Origin of the sequence: Plantactinospora sp. CA-294935 (assembly GCF_050936445.1) — a bacterium.
Lineage (GTDB): Bacteria > Actinomycetota > Actinomycetes > Mycobacteriales > Micromonosporaceae > Plantactinospora.
The window spans coordinates 5,698,342-5,716,732 of sequence record NZ_JBNJMU010000001.1 but is presented as its reverse complement, the minus strand read 5'-3'; the positions used below and the strand labels follow the sequence as shown (position 1 = coordinate 5,716,732).

Annotated in this window: 16 protein-coding genes; 14 read left to right on the top strand and 2 right to left on the bottom strand. The window is 72.0% G+C overall.

The annotated features are described in order from the left end of the window. Window positions 1-11: 11 nt before the first annotated feature. The 14 genes from ACQEVC_RS25565 to ACQEVC_RS25500 all read left to right on the top strand — a co-directional run bounded on the left by ACQEVC_RS25565 (window position 12) and on the right by ACQEVC_RS25500 (window position 16,684). Window positions 12-1,271, top strand: coding sequence for an ATP-grasp domain-containing protein (locus ACQEVC_RS25565; protein WP_432882040.1), 1,260 nt, complete (start codon window positions 12-14; stop codon window positions 1,269-1,271). Next, window positions 1,272-2,048: a class I SAM-dependent methyltransferase gene (locus tag ACQEVC_RS25560; protein ID WP_432882037.1), complete on the top strand. Its 777-nt coding sequence runs from the start codon at window positions 1,272-1,274 to the stop codon at window positions 2,046-2,048. It begins immediately after the preceding gene. A gap of 2 nt (window positions 2,049-2,050) precedes the next feature. Then, on the top strand, window positions 2,051-3,439 hold the full coding sequence (locus tag ACQEVC_RS25555) for an aminotransferase class I/II-fold pyridoxal phosphate-dependent enzyme (protein WP_432882034.1): 1,389 nt from the start codon (window positions 2,051-2,053) through the stop codon (window positions 3,437-3,439). Beyond that, a complete protein-coding gene (locus tag ACQEVC_RS25550) occupies window positions 3,432-5,858 on the top strand; it encodes a hypothetical protein (RefSeq protein ID WP_432882032.1) in 2,427 nt (808 codons plus the stop codon). Before ACQEVC_RS25555 ends, ACQEVC_RS25550 begins: the two co-directional genes overlap by 8 nt. Continuing rightward, entirely contained in the window at window positions 5,859-7,232 is a 1,374-nt protein-coding gene (locus tag ACQEVC_RS25545; protein WP_432882030.1) for a hypothetical protein, read from the top strand. Next, window positions 7,229-8,212 (top strand): 2,3-diaminopropionate biosynthesis protein SbnA, encoded by a 984-nt coding sequence (gene sbnA, locus ACQEVC_RS25540; RefSeq protein WP_432882027.1) that lies wholly within the window; start codon window positions 7,229-7,231, stop codon window positions 8,210-8,212. Before ACQEVC_RS25545 ends, sbnA begins: the two co-directional genes overlap by 4 nt. Further along, window positions 8,205-9,551, top strand: a complete 1,347-nt coding sequence (locus tag ACQEVC_RS25535; protein ID WP_432882025.1) for an MFS transporter — start codon at window positions 8,205-8,207, stop codon at window positions 9,549-9,551. Before sbnA ends, ACQEVC_RS25535 begins: the two co-directional genes overlap by 8 nt. Next, window positions 9,545-10,543 (top strand): phosphotransferase, encoded by a 999-nt coding sequence (locus tag ACQEVC_RS25530; protein ID WP_432882023.1) that lies wholly within the window; start codon window positions 9,545-9,547, stop codon window positions 10,541-10,543. Before ACQEVC_RS25535 ends, ACQEVC_RS25530 begins: the two co-directional genes overlap by 7 nt. A gap of 19 nt (window positions 10,544-10,562) precedes the next feature. Then, entirely contained in the window at window positions 10,563-11,633 is a 1,071-nt protein-coding gene (locus ACQEVC_RS25525; protein ID WP_432882020.1) for a scyllo-inosamine-4-phosphate amidinotransferase, read from the top strand. A 254-nt stretch (window positions 11,634-11,887) separates the two neighbouring features. Continuing rightward, on the top strand, window positions 11,888-12,031 hold the full coding sequence (locus ACQEVC_RS25520) for a hypothetical protein (RefSeq protein ID WP_432882017.1): 144 nt from the start codon (window positions 11,888-11,890) through the stop codon (window positions 12,029-12,031). A 72-nt stretch (window positions 12,032-12,103) separates the two neighbouring features. Beyond that, window positions 12,104-13,237 (top strand): SagB family peptide dehydrogenase, encoded by a 1,134-nt coding sequence (locus ACQEVC_RS25515; protein WP_432882014.1) that lies wholly within the window; start codon window positions 12,104-12,106, stop codon window positions 13,235-13,237. A 497-nt stretch (window positions 13,238-13,734) separates the two neighbouring features. Next, entirely contained in the window at window positions 13,735-14,868 is a 1,134-nt protein-coding gene (locus tag ACQEVC_RS25510) for a FecCD family ABC transporter permease (protein ID WP_432882012.1), read from the top strand. 2 nt (window positions 14,869-14,870) lie between these two features. Continuing rightward, complete coding sequence (locus ACQEVC_RS25505; protein WP_432882010.1) at window positions 14,871-15,671, top strand: ABC transporter ATP-binding protein; 801 nt, start codon at window positions 14,871-14,873, stop codon at window positions 15,669-15,671. After that, window positions 15,668-16,684 carry an ABC transporter substrate-binding protein gene (locus ACQEVC_RS25500; RefSeq protein WP_432882007.1) on the top strand — a complete coding sequence of 339 codons (1,017 nt, stop codon included), beginning with the start codon at window positions 15,668-15,670 and terminating at the stop codon, window positions 16,682-16,684. Before ACQEVC_RS25505 ends, ACQEVC_RS25500 begins: the two co-directional genes overlap by 4 nt. Before the next feature lie 61 nt (window positions 16,685-16,745). Here ACQEVC_RS25500 and ACQEVC_RS25495 read toward each other — a convergent pair whose 3' ends face one another. Both ACQEVC_RS25495 and ACQEVC_RS25490 read right to left on the bottom strand, forming a co-directional pair. Further along, window positions 16,746-17,657, bottom strand: coding sequence for an anchored repeat-type ABC transporter permease subunit (locus tag ACQEVC_RS25495; RefSeq protein WP_432882005.1), 912 nt, complete (start codon window positions 17,655-17,657; stop codon window positions 16,746-16,748). Beyond that, on the bottom strand, window positions 17,658-18,371 hold the full coding sequence (locus tag ACQEVC_RS25490; protein ID WP_432891695.1) for an anchored repeat-type ABC transporter ATP-binding subunit: 714 nt from the start codon (window positions 18,369-18,371) through the stop codon (window positions 17,658-17,660). Window positions 18,372-18,391: the final 20 nt, after the last annotated feature.

Sequence of the window (18,391 nt, the reverse complement as noted above, 5' to 3'; positions counted from 1 at the left end):
GGAATCCGCTGGTGTCGAAGGTTGTGCTCATCGTCGGCGCGGTCGAGCACCGCGAGCTGGCCCTGCGTACCGGGCTGGAGCGGGGCTACCGGATCGTCCTGGTGGAGGAGGCCACCTCGCCGTTGCTGTCCTGGGCGCACCTGGCGGTGCCGGTGCCGGACATCCTGGACGCCCGAGGCGTCCGGGCCGGGATCGACCGGGCGGTCGGGCTCGCCCGCCCCGACGCCGTCCTCACCCTGTACGACGAGCTGTTCCCGCTCGTGGCAGAGGTGGCTGCCGACCTCGGGCTGCCGTTCGTCGACCCTGGTGCGGCCCTGCGCAACGCCAACAAGATCGAGCAACGCACGGCCCTGGAGAAGGCGGGAGTATCCATTCCGGAGTGGGCGACCTGCACCGACCTGACCTCGGCGCGGGAGGCCGCCGCCCGGGTCGGCTACCCGGCCATCCTCAAGGTGGCCGACCAGACCGGGGCCGGCAAGATCCGCGTCGCCGGCCCGGACGAGCTGGCGGCGGCCCACGCCCAGCTCGCCGGCCCCCGGTCCCGGGACGAACCGCCGCTGCTGGTCGAGGAGTTGGTGCACGGCCAGGAGTACAGCGTCGAGGCGTTCGTGTGGCACGGCCGGCCGACCCCGATCTGCGTCACCCACAAGACCACGACCGGGGGCGGGTATCCCGTCGAACTCGGACACGCGCTGCCCTACCGGGGCACGGACGCCGATCCGGTGGTGGCGACGGCGCTCGACGCGGCCCGCGCGGTCGGTGCCGACCACACCCTCGTACACGTCGAGGTCTTCCTTACCGCCACCGGACCGAGGGTGGTCGAGGTGAACGCGCGCTCCGGCGGCGACTACATCATGGACCTGGTCGCCCGCTGCAGCGGCGCCAACCCGTACGACGTCGTCTACGACCTGAGCCTGGGCCGGGCACCTAGCTGGCACCCGACCTGGCGCGGCGCGGCGGCGATCCGGTTCCTCGTGGCCGACCGCGCGGGCCGGCTCGCCGGCATCGCGGGGGTCGACGCCGCCCTCACCCTCCCCGGATTCCACCGGATCGGAGTCGACCGACAACAAGGTACGCCCGTCCGGCGCCCCCGGAGCGGCGAGGACCGGCTCGGTTGGGTCATCGCCGACGGGGCGGACTGGCGGCAGGCCCGGGACCGGGCCGACCGGATCGCCGCCGGGCTGACGCCACGGATCGCCACCGGCCTGACGCCGGGGGTCGCACCGACCGACGGCACCGGCGTCGACGACCACTGGGAAGCGGGGACCTGAGTGCACGGATACACCTCGTCGACGTACGGCAACCGGATCGCGGACATCTACGACAAGCCGGGGCAGACGCCGCCGGACGCCGACCGGGCCGCGGCGTTCCTGCACGACCTCGCGGCCCGGGCCGCGGCGGCGACCGAGGGCGTCGAGCCACCCCGGGCACTGGAATGGGGCGTCGGCACCGGTCGGGTGGCGATACCGCTGGCCGCGCTCGGCTGCGACGTCTCCGGGGTGGACACCTCGGGGGCCATGCTGACGCGCTGCCGTACCGCCGACGCCGACGGTCGGCTGCGGCTGTCGATCGGCGACATGACCGCGGTACGGGTCGACGGGGCACCGTTCCACGTCGTCTACGCGGCCTTCAACACGCTGCTGCACCTGCTGACCCAGGAGGAACAGGTGGCCGCGTTCGCCAACTCGGCGGCGCAGCTCAGCCCCGGTGGCGCGTTCGTGGTGCAGGTGAACGTGCCGGACGTCGGGCGCCTCCGGGACGGCCAGCAGGTACGGATCTTCGAGGTGGAGACGGCGTACGTGGACCTGAACATCACCCTGCACGATCCGGTCCGGCAGCAGCTCCGTACCCAGCAGATGATCATCAGGGAGGGCGGAGCCGAGCTGCGCCCTCTGATGCAGCGGTACGTCTGGCCGAGCGAGCTGGACCTGATGGCCCGGCTCGCCGGGCTGCGGCTCGCGGCCCGGTACGCCGACTGGGCCGGCACCCCGTTCACCGCCGAGAGCACCGAGCACGTCTCGGTCTACCGTCCGGCCGAGGAGCGCTAGCCATGCCGACCCTGGAGATCCCGTTCGCGCCGTGGCGGTTCATGCTGGCCGTCGACGCCGTGAACTACGCCCTCGACGAGCAGGTCGGCTATCGGGCGCGCCGCCCGGGTGACGCGATCATCAACCTCTCCTCGGGGGTCAACCTCACCGAGCCGCCGTGGGAACTGGTCGACTTCGCGCTCGGTGCGGCCCGCGACCCGCTGTTCTGGCACGACTACGACGGGCCCGACGGCCACCTCGTCGGCCGGGCCGCCGTGGCGGCGTACGAGGCGACCCGGGCCGAGGTCGCGGTCGGGGTGGAGAACGTCCTGGTCACCGCGGGTGCCAGCGCGGCCCTCGCCCTCCTCGCCCGAGGGCTGCATCCCGGTGGTGGCATCGGGGCGCACGCCGTGCTGCCGGCACCGACGTTCCCGCTCGCCGGCGCCGCCCTCGCCGACGCGGGATTCCGGATCACCGAGGTGACGTCCGAGGAGCCGGACCGGTGGCTGCCGACCGTCGACGAGCTGACCGCCGCCGCCACCGCCGACACCCGGGTGGTGTACGTCAACACGTTCAACAACCCGACCGGCGAGCGGTACGACGAGGCCGAGCTGCGCAAGCTGGTCGGCTGGGCGCGAGAGCACCGGGTGACGGTGCTGCACGACACCGTCTCGTCCGATGTCGCCGCGGTCGGCGGGCTGCCGCACCTGCTGTCGATCGCCGCCGAGGAGGACTACGCCCGGGGCGTGGTCACCGTCGGCAGCCTGTCCAAGTCGCGGGCCGTACCGGGCTTCCGGATCGGTTGGATGATCGCCGACGCCGACCTGATCGCCCGGCTGGCCGGCTTCAACGAGCTGATCGCGCCCTCCTCGCCGGGGCTGGCCGCTCCGGCGCTGCTGATGGACCGCATGCTGGCGGTGGCGGCGGACAGTGCCCGGTCCGCGCCGGACGACCCCTGGGACCGCCTCGAGGAACTGCTGCGGCCGTACCACGCCGGGTTGCCCGGGCTCCGGGGCTTCCTCGACCGGGCCGGGGCCCGGCTCGGCACGCCCAGAACCGCGAACGGACTCGCCGGGTGGCGGGACTCGCTGCGCAAGACCCTGGCCGGGAACGTGGCCTCGCTGGCCGGCTGGGGAGAGACGATCGTGGGTGCCCCGCCCTGGTGCGGGGACTTCAACACCTTCGTACGGCTTCCGGCCCTGGACGGACGCGACGTCCTGGCCACGACCCACCGCCTGTTCCGCGAGTACGGCGTGCAGACCCTGCCCGGTCCGGCCTTCGGACACTCCACCTCCTGGTGGCGCCGGCGCGGGTACTTCCTCCGGCTCTCGTTCGCGCTTCCGCCCGCCCGCTGGCAGGAAGGGCTCGCCCGGCTCTCCGCCGCCTGCGAGAGGCTGTCCGCCGATGGCTAGCCGCACCCCGTGGCAGCTCTTTCCGGTCGGGCTGCTGCGCTCGGCGGGGTTGCCGTTCGAGTGGCTCGACGACCTCGGGCAGGCGGAGCTGGAACCCCGGGCCGAGGCGGCGGCGGCCAGCGCGGCGGAGCTGGGCCGGGTGCGTACCGAGGTGATCGCGGCGTTGAAGCGGGCGCAAGCGGAGTGCGACCACGAGCAGCGGCCGGCCCTGAACCGCACGCTCAAGGCCGTGATCCACTATCGACCCGCCCCGACCGTCCCGCCGGTCGCCGCCCAGGTCACGCACTGGTGGCACACCGCCTTGACGGCACACCACGCGGCCGAGGCAGCCCTGGCCGCGTCGCTCGGCACCGCCCTCGCCGCCGAGGGCGAGCTGCTGCGGAAACGCGCGTACGACGAGGCTTTCCTCGAGGGCGTGCTGATGGCCAGCCCGCACGCCCACGACGAGCTGGTCCGGTCGGTGGAACGCGGCCGGATGAGCCCGCGGGTCGAAACCACCGCCTACCGGTACCTTCAGCGCTTCTGTGCCAAGGCCGAGACGACCGGGCACGTCGGACCTCTCAGCCTGGTACGGGTCGGCGACGCGTCCCCGACCGCCGCCGGGTCGGGCGTCCGTGCCGCGTACCGCGACCCGGTGCTGGGCGAACTCGCCTACTGGTGCCTGGGCGACGGCCGCCGGGGACGGCGCCGTACCTCGATCAGCTTCTGGGCTGCGGAGGCGCTGGCGGAGGCGGTGCTGAGCGACCCCGTCCTCGGGGTGCGCCTGCGCCGGCCGCGCCGGGTCATCGGCGTCGGGCAGACGGGGCTGAGCCGCGCCGAGCGGGCCGTGCTGGACCGCGCCGACGGCAGCCGGACCCTGGCTGGCATCGCGGCCGAGACCGGGCTGGGCGAGACCGTCGCGATCGCCACCGAACTCGCCGGACGCGGTCTCCTGCGACTCGACCGACACCTCCGCGACCACACCGCCGACCCCGGGGCCGACCTGCGCGGACTGCTCGCCGGAACGGGCGCCCCTCCGGCGGCCGAGGCGGCAGCCCTGCTCGACGACATAACCCGGTTCGCCGACCTCCGGTATCCGCGCCGGCCCGAAGCGCTGTCGGCGCTCGCCGACCGGTTCACCGCGCTGACCGGCCGGGCCGCCTGGCGCGGCGGCGGGCGCATCTCGGCTGACCGGGCGATCCTGTACGAGGACGCCCTCGACAACGTCCGCGAACTGCGGATCGGTGACGCCGGGGCACGGCGGCTGGCCGACCGGCTCGGCACCGTGCTGGACCTCCTCGCCTCGCTCGCGATCGACGAGCGCGTCGCGGGGCAGCGGGAGCTGGACCAACTGCTGTCCGGGCGGAGCTGCGCCGACCTGCCCGCCACGGAGGTACGGCGGTGGTCCCCGTCCCTCCCGGCCGGCGCGACCGAGCGGCTGGCCCGACTCGTCGACCCGGCGGTGGCGACGGTCCGGCTGACCCGTGCCGACCTGGAGGCCGCCGGGCTCATCCGCACCGATCTCGACCGTTGGCCCCTCTTCGGTGCCGCCGACCTCATGCTCGTCGGCCAGCCCACGGCCGGCCCGGAGGCGGTCGGCGGCGGTGCAGGGGGCGGCGGCGGTGAGCCGCTCGTCGTGCTGAGCGAACTGCACCACATCTGGCCGCAGTTGGCCCGACCGGTGCGCGGCCTCTACTCCGACGAGCAACTCGGCGTACCACAGCTCGGGCGGTTGCTCGCCGAGCAGCTCGCCCCCGCCATGCCGACGGTGCAGGAGGTCCGGCGGGTACAGAAGGGGACCGACAACTCGCCGGCCGGGCACCGGCTGCTCTGCCTCGACACCGCGTCGCCGGTGCCGGGCGCCGTACCCGTGGACGCCCTGCGGGTACGGCGCTGGGCGAACGGGTTCATCGGACTCCACGACCCGCACACCCGCCGGGACCTGTGGCTGCTGCCCGAGTACGACGACACCGACGTACCGGTCGGCGGGCTGGTGTGCTGCGCGACGCCCGCCCTCGAACTCCCGCGGATCAGCGTCGGCGAACGTACCCCGCGCATCGTGGTGGACGGGGTCGTGCTGCAACGCCGCCGCTGGGATCCGCGACCCGCCGACGTGCCGACGTTCGGCGGGCCGGAGCCGACCGCCCGGGACTGGCGCCGGCTGCACGACTGGCGGCGCCGGCTCGGCCTGCCCCGGCACGCCTTCTACCTGGTGGACGCCGAGGCCAAGCCGATGTTCCTGGACTTCGGGTCGGTGCTGTCGGTGCGCAGCTTCGTCCGCACCGTCGGTACGGCGACCACCCTCACCCTGACCGAGATGCTTCCCGAGCCGCCGCGACTGTGGCTGAGTACACCGGACGGGACCCTGACGTCCGAGCTGCGAACGCTGTGGTGGCGGGCTGCCCGAGCACCCGTACCGGCCCGTCCGGAAGGAGGCTGAATGCGGCTGCACACCGAGTTCGTCGCCCACCTCGACCGGCACCGGGACCGGGCGGCGGTCGCACTCCGTACGCTGGCCGACGGGCTCGCCGCCGACCAGGTGATGCAGTGGTCGCCGCGGCTGCGGGCCCCGCTCGGCGCGGTGCCGCTGCTGCTGGACGCCGCAGACCACAGCGTCCTCGCCGAGGTGGGACGGGTCGTCGGCGACCTGCTGCCCCGGCTGCCCCGGCTGCTCTTCGGCGATCTCGACGGGGCATTGGACGCCTTCGGCGTACCGGCCGGCATGCGGCCGTTCATCCGTGCCGAGGTACCCCGGGAGATACCCGTGGCGCGGACCGACTTCCTGCTCGGCGACGAGGGCTGGCGGCTCCTTGAGATCAACAACGGCGCCTCGGTCGGTGGCCTGCTGGTGGGGGACTACGACCGGCACGTACGCGCCGAACCGTTCCTCGCCGAGTTCCTGGACGCGCACCGGGCCGGCAACGTGGCGCCGGTCGACGTACTGGTCGCCGAGGTGCTGACCCGCTGCGCCGACCTGCCGGTCGAGGACCGGCCCCGGGTCGCGATCGTCGACTGGGCGGGGTACCTGGAGAACTTCCCCCTCGAGTACCCGCAGCTCGCCGCCCGGTACCGGGCCGGCGGCCTGGACCCGGTGGTGTGCGCGCAGACCGAGCTGCGGTACGCGAACGGGCGGCTGTGGCACGGGCGGCTTCCGGTGCACGCGGTCCACCGGGACTTCGTCATCGAGGACCTGATCGAAGACGCCGGGTCGGCCCACCAGATCCTCGCCGCGGCCGAGAACGGCGACGTCGTGCTGGTGTCCGGATTCCGCCACGAGTGGCTGGCGCAGAAGGGTTCGTTCGCCATGCTGCACGAGGCCGCCGGCCGCGGCCTGCTCACCGCGGCGGAACGGGACATGGTCGACCGGTACGTCCCGCCGACCTGGATGCTTACCGGAGCCGGTCCGGAGCACTGGCGATTCGCCGGGCTGGGCCGCGCCGATCCGCTGCCCCTCGTCCCGGAGGCGCTCATCGTCAAGCCCTGCATCGGCAGCCTCGGCGCGGGCGTGGTGATCGGCGCGCTGCGGTCGGCCGAGGAGTTCCGGGCCGCGGTCCGGGACGCGGCCACGGCGACGCCGTCCGTGCTCCAACGGCTGGTCTCACCGATGCCGGTGCCGTTCCCGTGGCTGCGGCCGGCCGGGCCCGGCGACGAGGACGTCGTCATCGACATCGCCCAGATCCAACCCGGGCTGTTCACCGTGGCCGGCCGCCCGTCCGGGTGGTGGTGCCGGCTGCTGCCCGACTCGACGCCGGCCGTCGCGAACGCCCTGCACGGTGCGGCGCGCGGCAGTACCTGGTGCGAGGCGCCACGATGATCTACCAGGGTGTCCACGAGATCGTCACCGACGACATCTTCCTGGTGCTCCCCCGCTTCGCCGACCGGGCGGACGTCGAGCTGTACCTCAAGATCGAGGCGCTGAATCCGGCGGGCTCGATCAAGCTCAAGCCGGCGGTATCCATGATCGAGGACGCCGAACGCGACGGGCTCCTCGTCCCGGGGTCCCGGATCATCGAGTCCTCCTCCGGCAACCTCGGGACGGCACTCGCGATGGTCTGCGCGGCGAAGGGCTACCCGCTCACCATCGTGACCGACCTCAACGCCAACCGGGCCGCCGTGGACACGATGCGCTGCCTCGGCGCGACGGTCACCGTCATCGCCACCCCCGACGCCGGCGGCGGGTTCCTCCGCAGCCGGATCGAGCACATCCACCGGGCGCTCGCCGCCGACCCGAGCCTGGTCTGGCTCAACCAGTACGCGAACCCGGCCAACCCGCGGGCGCACCGTACGCACACCGCGAGCAGCATCCACAAGGAGTTCGGCACCGTCGACGTCCTGTTCGTCGGCGCCGGCACCACCGGAACCCTGATCGGATGCGTGGACTACTTCCGCGAGCACAGCCCGCAGACCCGGATCGTCGCGGTGGACGCCGAGGGATCCGTCACCTTCGGCGCCCCGCCGGGCGTACGGCACCTTCCGGGACTGGGCACCAGCGTCCGGCCCGCGATCCTGCGCGAGGACGGCGGTGACTTCGACACCTGCCACGTCAGCGAGGTGGACAGCATCGCCACCTGTCGGGAGACTGCCCGGCGCTACGGCCTGCTGGTCGGTGCCTCCACCGGCAGCGTCCTCGCGGCCGTCCGCAGGCTGATCCCCACCATCCCACCGGGCTCCCGGATCGTCGCGGTCAGCCCGGATCTCGGCGACCGGTACCTGGAGACGGTCTACAACGACCGGTGGACCGCCTCCCGGTACCCGTCGTCCGGGCTGCCGCCGATTGGAGACATCCTTGCCTGAGTGCCAGGTGGTGCCGACAACGGCGGCCGGGGACCGGCTGGGCGGTGCCTACTGGCGGTACTGGGCCGCCACCACCTCGACCAACCTCGCCGACGGCATCCGGGCGGGGGCGTTTCCGCTGCTCGCGGCGGCGCTCACCGGAGAGCCCGTCGGGGTGGCCGCCGTCTTCGCCGCGCAGCACGCCGCGTGGCTGGCCTTCGGGCTCTACGCCGGAGTACTGACCGACCGCCATCCGCCGGCCCGGATCCTGCTGGTCGCCGACGTGTGCCGGGTGGCCGTGCTGGCGGTGCTGCTCGGCTGCGTCGCCGTCGGGGTGGCCACCATCGCACTGCTGGTCGCCGTCGCCTTCGTGATCGGCACGGCCGAGACCTTCCGCGACACGGCGGCACCGAGCCTGCTGCCCCGGCTGGTCGGCGACCGGCTTCTCGAACGGGCGGCCGGCCGCCTGCTCAGCAGCGAGGTGCTCGGCAACGAGTTCCTGGGACCGCTGCTGGGCGCGGCACTGTTCGCGGTCGCGATGGCGCTGCCCCTGGCCGCCGACGGCCTGGTGCTCGCCCTCGCCGTGACACTGGTGTTTACCCTCCCCCGGAGCATCCGATCGGCGGTAGCGCCGGAACGCGCCACGACAGTGCCGGCCGCGCCGGAACGCGCCACGACAGTGCCGGCCGCGCCGGAGCCGGGGGTGCCGAAACCGGCGGTGGTTGGTTCACCGCTGCATACCCAGCTCGGGGTGGGGATCCGGTGGCTGGCCCGGCACCGGCAGCTCCGTACCGTCACCGCCTCCGGCGCCCTGCTCGCGTTCGCCGACGCGGCGTGGTGGGCGGTCCTGGTCGTCTTCGCGGCCGACGTCCTGCACCTCCCGCCGGCCGGGTACGGTCTGCTGCTCGCGGCCGGGGCGGCCGGCGGCGCCGGTGGGGGGCTGGCCGCCGAGCGGCTCGCCCGGTACGCCGGGCCGGTGCCGCTGCTGACCGGGGCAGTGCTCGTCGCCGGCCTGCCCGCGCTGGCGCTGGCCGTCGCGCCACCGCTGCCGGTCGTGCTTCCGTTGCTGGCGTTCAGCAGCGCCGGGTTCGCGGTGTGGAACGTGATCGCGTTCTCCACCCGGCAGCGCCGCACCCCGGCCCACCTGTTCGGCCGCGTCACCTCGGTGCACCGGGTGGCCCTGTGCGGCGGCTCGACGCTCGGCGCGCTGGCCGGAGGTTGGGTCACCAGCGCGATCTCGTTGACCGCGATGTTCGCCCTCGCCGGGGCCGTCACGGTCGTCGCCGCCGGCGTGCAGGCCAGCGCGTGGCGTGCCGACACCGGTGCCGGATCCCCGTCGAGGGCCGGGTCGGCATGCTGATCGACAACGATCCGGACCCGCTCCGGCGCATCCACCGGCCCGAGCTCCTGCCCGACCTCGTGTCCTGGGCGGCGGCCCGCTGTGACCTCGGCCCGGTGTACCACCACCGCGTCTGCACGGTCGGCTACGACGACTGCAATCTCCTGGTGGAGACCGGGACCGGCCGGTACGTCTTCAAGATCTTCACGATCCATCGGCCAGAGCCCCTGACCACCCGGTACGTCGAGGTGATCCGTACCGCGCTCGCGGCCGGGGTGCGGCACCCCCGCCTCCACCCCACCGCCGGCGAGGCGCTGCTGTGCCATCCGCCGTCCGGCAACCGCCTGATCGTCATGGACCACCTGGACGGCGGTACCTTCCTCGATCGCGACGGACATCCCAACGCCGACCAACTCGCCGACCTGATGGCGCAGGTGGGCCGCATCCATCGGATCCAGCGGGACTTCGCGCCGGTGCCGGACTGGTGGGCGGTGCACGAGATCAGTGCGCTCGCCCGCGAGATGCTGCCGCTGCTGCCGGCCGACGACCGAATCCAGGTGGAACGGGCCGTGGCGTCGTTCGCCGAGGTCGACCGGGCGGTCCTGCCGCACGCGCTGGTGCACGGCGACCTCACCAAGGCCAACGTGCTGCCCACCTCGCCGCACCGGGTCGCGATCCTCGACTTCGCGGTGGCCAACCGCTGTCCGCGGGTGCACGAGCTGGCGATGGTCGCGGTCAACCTCATGCACGGCGACCCCCGGTCGCTCGGGGAGCGGGTCGACACCCTGCTCGGGATGTACCCCGCCGCGCCGCTCACCCCCGCCGAGCAGCACGCGCTGCCCCGGTACGTGCACGCGACCGCCGCGATGGAGTTGCTCGGTGCGGCCCGGGAGTGGGTGCTCAAGGGCAACCGCAGCGACGAGACCCGCTACCTCATCAGACTCGGGCGCGCCGGCCTGCGCGCGGCCCGCCGATACGTGGAGAACGACGCCTCCAGCCGGAGGTGTCGGTGACCCGTCGAAAGGATCAGAGATGTCCCGTACCGCCGCCGTCAACTCGTGGGACGAGTTCACCCAGCTCCGTGAGATCGTCGTGGGCGACGCCACCCATGCCCGGGTGCCCCGGATGACCGACCCCTCCGCATGGCTCGCCTGCTATCCGACCCTCACCCCGGCCGAACTCGGGGCCGTGCACCAGGGCGAGTTCCCCCGCCAGGTGATCGAGGAGTCGAACGAGGACCTGGCCGAACTGGTGGAGACGCTCCGCGAGTTGGGAGTGAAGACGCACCGCCCGCCCGCCGTCGATCACCGCCGGGAGTTCACCAGCCCGGACTGGTCCGCCGACGGCTACATCTCCTACTGTCCGCGAGACATCACGCTCATCGTGGGATCCACCATCATCGAGGTGCCCAGCCCGATGCGCTCCCGCTACTTCGAGGTCTTCAACCTCCGGCCGATGTTCCAGGACTACCTGCGGGAGGGAGCCGGCTGGATCGCCGGGCCCCGGCCGCAGCTCCGCGACGAGCTGTACGAGTGGGACGACCTCGGCCGTCCGCTGCTCGGCGAGGCGGAACCGGTGTTCGACGCCGCGAACGTACTCCGGCTCGGCCGGGACCTGTTCTACCAGATCTCCCGCAGCGGCAACGAGCTGGGAATGCGGTGGCTCGCCTCGACGCTGCACCTGATCGATCCCGAGCTGCGGCTGCATCCGCTGCGCGGGGTCTACGGCTACACCCACATCGACAGCACCATCGCCCTGCTACGTCCCGGCCTGGTCCTGCTGAACCCGGAACGGATCACGCCGGACGCCGTTCCGGAGCCGTTCGACACGTGGGACATCCTGTGGTGCCCGGAGATGGCCACCGCACCGACGGCGCTGCCACACACCCTCAGTGAGCGGTGGATCAGCATGAACCTCCTGATGGTCAACCCCGACACCGCGATCGTCGACGCGACCCAGCCGGCGCTGCTCCGGGCTCTGGAGAGCAAGGGGATCACGGTGATCCCACGGCGGCTGCGGCACGCGCGGGTCCTCGGCGGCGGGTTCCACTGCGTCACCCTCGACATCGTCCGCGACGGCGGAAAGGAGGACTACCTGAGCTGAGTCCGCTCCCCCGCCCGATCGACCTTCCGCGCGTCCTCTCCCGCGCGCTCTTCCTCGCGCGCCTTCTCTGCGCGCGCGTTTCCGCGCCTCTCCCTCGGCGCGTGATGCTGGCCGCCGCCCTGACTCGGGCCGGTGCCGTGCGGCGCTGCGGCCTGCCGCCGGTCGTTCACGACTCATTTTGCCGGACCTTGACGGTCATTCGGCCGGCAACTGTACTGACGAGCAATTCCAGGGCAGATGCCCACGGACATCAGATGGAGGTGTCTGATTTGAAGAAGAAGCTCCAGGCCACGGTGACGCGGGTGGTGAAGTCCCGGGTGGACGTCGCGTACTCGCCGGCCGCGAGCGTCGCGTACTCGCCGTCGGTCAGCGTCGCGTACGCCCCGTCAGCGAAGTAGGACGCGTTGCGGTGCGCCGGTGTGTGCCTCCCAGGGGGCACACACCGGCGCGGCGGGAAAGGTCGGCACGCGATGGAGTTCGTCACCAGATCAACCCTCACGATTTCCTGGTACGACGGCAGGGCGACCGCGTTGGACGCGATGACCGGTCAGGTCTGCGAGGTCAGCCGGGACACCCTGCTGATTCTCGACCGCTGCGCCGGTGGGGCGACCGTGCAGCAGGTCACCGAGGACCTGCGTGCCGACGGTTACGACGTCGACCCCGCCGAGGTCCACGCCACGCTGACCGAACTCCACGCCGCCGGGCTGGTACGCCGAGCCGCGGCCGGCGGCGATAATCCGGACGCGAACGGTGCGTGGCGGCGCTGGGGACCGGAGGCGATGCTGTTCCACTTCGGTACCAAGGACGTTCCGTTCGCCGCCTCCGCCGAGGAGGCCGAGCGGGTCTACGCCGACGTCTCCGCCCACGCGCAGCCGCCGCTGTTCAAGCGCTATCCCAAAGCGCCGACCGTCGTGCTGCCCCGGCCCCGTCCCGTGGAGTCGCGCCGATTCGTCGACGTCCTGTTGAACCGACGTACCGTGCGCGAATTCGACGAGCGGGCGGTCGAGGTCGAGCAGCTCTCCGCCGTACTGTTCTATTCCTTCGCCCCGCAATCCTTTGTCGACATCGACGGGCTCGGCGCGCTGCCATTGCGGCCGTACGCCAACGGAGGAGCCCGATCGGAACTCGAGATCTACGTGAACCTGCGGGGCGTCGCCGGACTGGACGACGGCCTGTACCACTACGAGCCGGTCGCGCACTGCCTCGAATTCCTCCGCGAACGGCTGGACCAGGCCCAGCTCACGCACCTGTCGCACCAGCAGGTGATGTGTGCGCGCGCGCCGGTGACGCTCTTCGTGACCGGAGTGGTGGAGCGGCTGGCACACAAGTACCACAACGCCCGGGCGCTGCGGGTGATGTACCTCGACGCCGGGCACCTCGGCCAGACCTTCGCGCTCGTCGCCACGGCCCACGGCCTCGGGCCGTACCAGACCGCCGCCTTCCGCGACAGCGAGGTCGAGCGGGCGCTCGGCATCGACGGGACCGGCGAGACCGTCCTCTACCTGCTCGGATTCGGCGTGCCCGCGGCCGTCGTGGAGAACCGGCTCCGGCCGGCCGGGCTCGGCGCGGCTGCCCTCACCCGCCTCTACGACGACCAACCCTGAACCGGGCGATCCGGGGCCGGCCCGGCCCCGGATCGGCGACGCTGGCGTTGCCGCGCTCGACGCCCGTCGAAACGTCAACTCCACGTTGAGCTTGGTCGCGGACAGTTCGATTGCCCGAGCATGAGGCAGCCGAGCGGGTCCTGCACCGACAGCCGTCCACTGTCTGGCCTTGATGAGCTTCGACGTCGCGGCCGCGATCCTGATCCTGCCCACCGACGAACGACACGGCTGGTGACCGCGCGGTCAGATCTTCAGGTTGCGGTTTCCGCGCGCAGTTGGCTGCCAGTTGGGTCAGTTGGGTAGCGCCGTAGGGCCGCCCGCTACATCCGGTCGGGCAGTTGGGCCATGCGTGGGCATGATCCACCACGCAACTGTCGCCGCCCATCGCCACGCCGGGCACTCGCTCGGCTGCTCGGGGTACCCGCCGTCGACCGGAACAGTTGTGCTAGCGTCCAGGCGGAAGCGAAAACCACTTTCATTTACTAGGAGACTTCGCCGTGTCGACGCGCCCCCTCCCGGACGGGGTAGCCCGACCCGAGGCGGCGGTCGACGCCCGCGCGGCGTCAGACCGAGGGGTGCGACGTACCTCCGGGCCGGCGGGGCGCAACCTGGTACTGCTCGTCGGTCTGCTGCTGAGCGCCCTGCTCGTCTCCGTGCCGGTGGTGATCGGTCTCGGCGCGGCGGTGGTGCCGCCCGCAGACACGGTGCGGTATCTCTGGGCGGGACTGACCGGTGGCTCCATCGGCAGCGACGAGGTGACCCGCTATCAGATCGTCTGGCAGATCCGTACCCCTCGGGTTCTGCTCGCGGTGCTGGTCGGCGCGGGCCTGGGCGCGGTCGGGGTCGCGGTGCAGTCGTTGGTGCGCAACGCGCTCGCCGATCCGTTCGTGCTCGGTGTCTCCTCCGGCGCGTCGGTCGGGGCGGTCGCGGTCACCGTCTCCGGCGGGCTCGCCTTCGCCGGGGTCTACGCGGTCTCCGCGGGTGCCTTCGTCGGCGCGCTCGTCGCCACCGCCCTGGTGTTCCTCGCCTCCTACAGCCGGGCCGGGCTCACGCCGCTGCGGCTGGTGTTGACCGGTGTGGTGATGTCCTTCGGCTTCCAATCCGTCATGGCGATGATCATCTACTTCTCGCCGGACAGCGAGGCGACGAGCACGCTGCTGTTCTGGTCGATGGGCGGCTTCGGTGCGGCCACCTGGGGCGTACTGCCGCCGGTCGCCGTCGCGGTGCTCGCCGGAACACTCCTGCTGCACCACCGGAGCCGAACGCTCGACGTGATGACCTTCGGGGACGAGACCGCCGCCAGCCTCGGCGTCGACAGCACCCGGGCCCGTACCGGCCTGTTCGTCGTCACCTCGCTGGTCACCGGCGCGATGGTCGCGGTCAGCGGGGCGATCGCCTTCGTGGGGCTGGTGCTGCCGCACCTGGTCCGCATCGTGGTGGGCGCGGCCCATGCCCGGGTCCTGGTCGTGACGCCGCTGGCCGGGGGGCTGTTCATGGTCTGGGTCGACCTGCTCGCACGAACCGTGGTCGCTCCCCGGGAGCTTCCGCTGGGCGTGATCACGGCACTGGTCGGGGTTCCGGCGTTCATCGCGCTGATGCGTCGCCGGGGTTACCTGTTCGGTGGCCGGTGACGATGGATCTGCGACTCGACGCCGTCACGGTCGCGGTCGACGGTCATCTGCTCGTCCGCGACCTGTCCCTGACCGTCGGCCAAGGGCAGACGGTGGGGCTGGTCGGACCGAACGGCTCCGGCAAGTCCACCGCGCTGCGTTGCGTCTACCGGGCGCTCCGGCCGAGCCGGGGCATGGTACGCGTCGGCAGCGACGACCTCGCCACCGTGCCGCGGCGGAAGAGCGCCCGGTCGATCGCCGCGCTGACCCAGGACGGCGGTACCGACCTCGACTTCACCGTCGCCGAGGTCGTCGCCATGGGCCGAACACCACACCTGCGCGGCAACCGGCCGCTCAGCGCCCGGGAGCGGGAACTGTGCGACCACGCCATGGAGCGGCTCGACATCGCCCATCTCGCCGACCGGGGCGTCCTCAGTCTCTCCGGCGGCGAACGCCAACGCGTGCTCGTGGCCCGGGCGCTCGTGCAGGAGCCCGAGATCCTGGTCCTCGACGAACCGACCAACCACCTGGACATCCGGCACCAGATCGACCTGCTCTCCCTGCTCAAAGGCACCTCGCTGACGGTCCTGGTGGTCCTGCACGACCTGAACCTCGCCGCCGCGACCTGTGACCGGATCGGCGTGCTCTCCGGCGGGCGGCTCGTCGCCGCCGGCACGCCCGCAGAGGTTCTCACCGCCGACCTCGTACGGAACGTCTTCGGGGTGGCCGCCACCGTCGTCACCCATCCCCTGACCGGCGACCCACAACTGCTGTATTCCCTCGCGCCACCCCACACGACGCACCCGACACCGATCGGAAAGTGAGCACACTGATGCCCAACCCGCACCGCCGGACCGCGACCATCCGCGGCACCGCCACCGGCCTCGTCGCCGTCGCGCTGTTGTCCGCCTGCGGAGCCACCGTCGACAAGTCCGCCGCCCCGGACCGGAAGGTGGTCGTGCAGCGCTGCGGCGAGAAGGTCGAATACAGCACCCCCCGACGGGCCGTCGTCTACGAGGGCGGCAGCGCCGACAAGCTGTTCGCGCTCGGCCTGACCGACCATGTCCACGGGTACGTCATGCCACCGGCCAACCCACCGGTCACCGAGTCACCCTGGGCGCAGGAGTACGCGAAGGTGGAATTCCTCAGCGACGACCTACTCAACCGGGAGCTGGTCGTGGACGCCAAGGCCGACCTCGTGGTCGCCGGCTGGGGTTCCGGATTCAGCGACAAGCGGGGAATCACCCCGGAGATCCTCGACGGCCTCGGCATCCAGAGCTTCATGCACACCGAATCCTGCTTCAACTATCCGGGCTTCCCCGAGCGGACGACCCCGTTCGACGGCCTCTACACGGACCTGGAACGCCTCGGCCGGATCTTCGGCGTCGAGGCACGGGCAACCGAGGTCGTCCAGGGCCTGCGGCAACGCGTCGAGGCGGTGAAGACCCAGACGACCGGCACGGACCGGACCCCGGTATTCCTGTACGACTCGGGCACCGACCAGCCCTTCACCGCCGGCCGGCAGGTACCGCCGACCGACATCATCTCGTTCGCCGGCGCCCGGAACATCTTCGAGCAGCTCGACGCACGCTGGACCCAGGTGAGCTGGGAAGCCGTCGTCCAAGGCCAGCCGGAGATCATCGTCATCCTCGACTACGGAGACAAGCCAGCCCAGGAGAAGATCAACTTCCTGAAGACCTTCCCCACCACCAAGAACCTGCCCGCCGTGGTCAACAACCGGTTCTTCGTCCTCGACTACAACGAGGGAATCAGCGGACCGCGCAACGTCGACGGCCTGGAGAAGTTCGCCGGATACCTCCGAAACCTCCGACCCTGACCCCGGCGACGGATCTGTCCCCGCCATGCAGACGACCCAGCGGTGGAGACCCGACTCTTGCTCAGGAGTTTTGGTACGCCAGGTCACTCGCGGGCAGTTGCTCGTCGAATGCGCTACCTCGTGGTCGGCGCCAACGCTTCGTCAGCAGGCCGTGCCGGGGTGCGAAGAGCCAGGACGCCAGGAACGCGGCGGTGGCGACCAGCACGATGGTGCCGCCGACCGGGGTGTCGTAACTCCAGGAGAGGTAGAGCCCGACGACCGCGGACGCGCCGCCGACGACCGGGGCGAGCAGCATCATCACGCCCAGCCGGTCGGTGAGCAACCGGGCGGTCGCGGCCGGGATGATCAGCAGGGCCAGTACCAGGATGTTGCCGATGGTCTGCAGGGAGATCACCACGGCCAGGGTCACCAGTACGTAGAGCACGATGTCGAGCCAGAAGACCGGCAGGCCGATGGCCCGGGACATCTCCCGGTCGAGGCTGACCGCCACCAGTTCCTTGTGCAACGCGAACACCAGGCCGAGGATGAGCAGCCCGGTGCCGCCCACCAGGTACAGGTCCCGGTCCGGGATGCCGGTGATCGAGCCGAACAGGAACTGTTGCAGCGAGCCGGCGTAACCGGGCGCCTGCGAGATGATCACGATGCCGAGGGCGAACGTCGCGACCAGGAAGACGCCGATCAGCGAATCCTCCTTCAACCGCCGGTTCTGCGCGAAGACCGCGATCATCAGCGCGGTGGCGATACCGGCGACCGCGCCGCCGAGCACCAGACTGCCCTGCAACACGAAGGCGACCGCGAGCCCGGGAAAGACCGCGTGCGCCACGGCGTCGCCGATGAAGGCCATCCCCCGGAGGACGACATAGCAGCCGACCACGCCGCAGACCACGCTGGACATCACCGCGATCGCCAACGCCTTGGGCAGGAAGGCGAGGTCGGGATTGAACAGGTCGGTGAGAAAGTCGGTGATCGACAACTAGGCCGCCTTCACGAGTTTGAGCAACGCGGAACGCTCGCTGACCCCGAACGTCCGCTGCCAGACCTCAGGGTCACGCAGCTCCGCCGGCCGCCCCTCGGCGGTGACCCGGCCGTTCAGCAGCACCAGCCGGCTACTCGACTGCAACGCCGCGACCAGGTCGTGGGTGGTCATCAGCAACGCCCGGCCCTCCTGGGCGAGGCTGCCGAACAGGTCGCCCAGCAGTTCCTGGGTGGGCAGGTCCAGCCCGGTGAACGGCTCGTCGAGGAGCAGGATCCGCGGCGACAGCGCGAGAGCCCGGGCCACCAGGACCCGCTGCCGCTGGCCGCCGGAGAGTTCACCGACCGGCCGGGTACGCAGCCCGGCCAGCCGTACCCGGTCGAGCGCCTCCCCCACCGCGCGCCAGTCCGGTACGCCGGGCCGGCGCAGCAGCCCGAGCCGCCCCGTCCGGCCGGTCAGCACGGTCTGCTCGACGGAGATCGGGAAGTCCCAGTTGAACTCGTGGCGCTGCGGCACGTAGCCGATCGCGGTACGTCCGCGCCGTGCCGGCTCGCCGTCGACCCGGATCTGCCCGCCCCGGGTGCGGACCAACCCGAGCACCGCCCGCAGCAGGGTGGTCTTGCCCGCGCCGTTCGGCCCGAGTAGCCCGACCAGCTCACCCGGTTCGACGTGCAGTCGTACGTCCCGCAGCACCGGCCGGCCGCCGAGATCCACGTTCAGGTCGGCGATGTCGA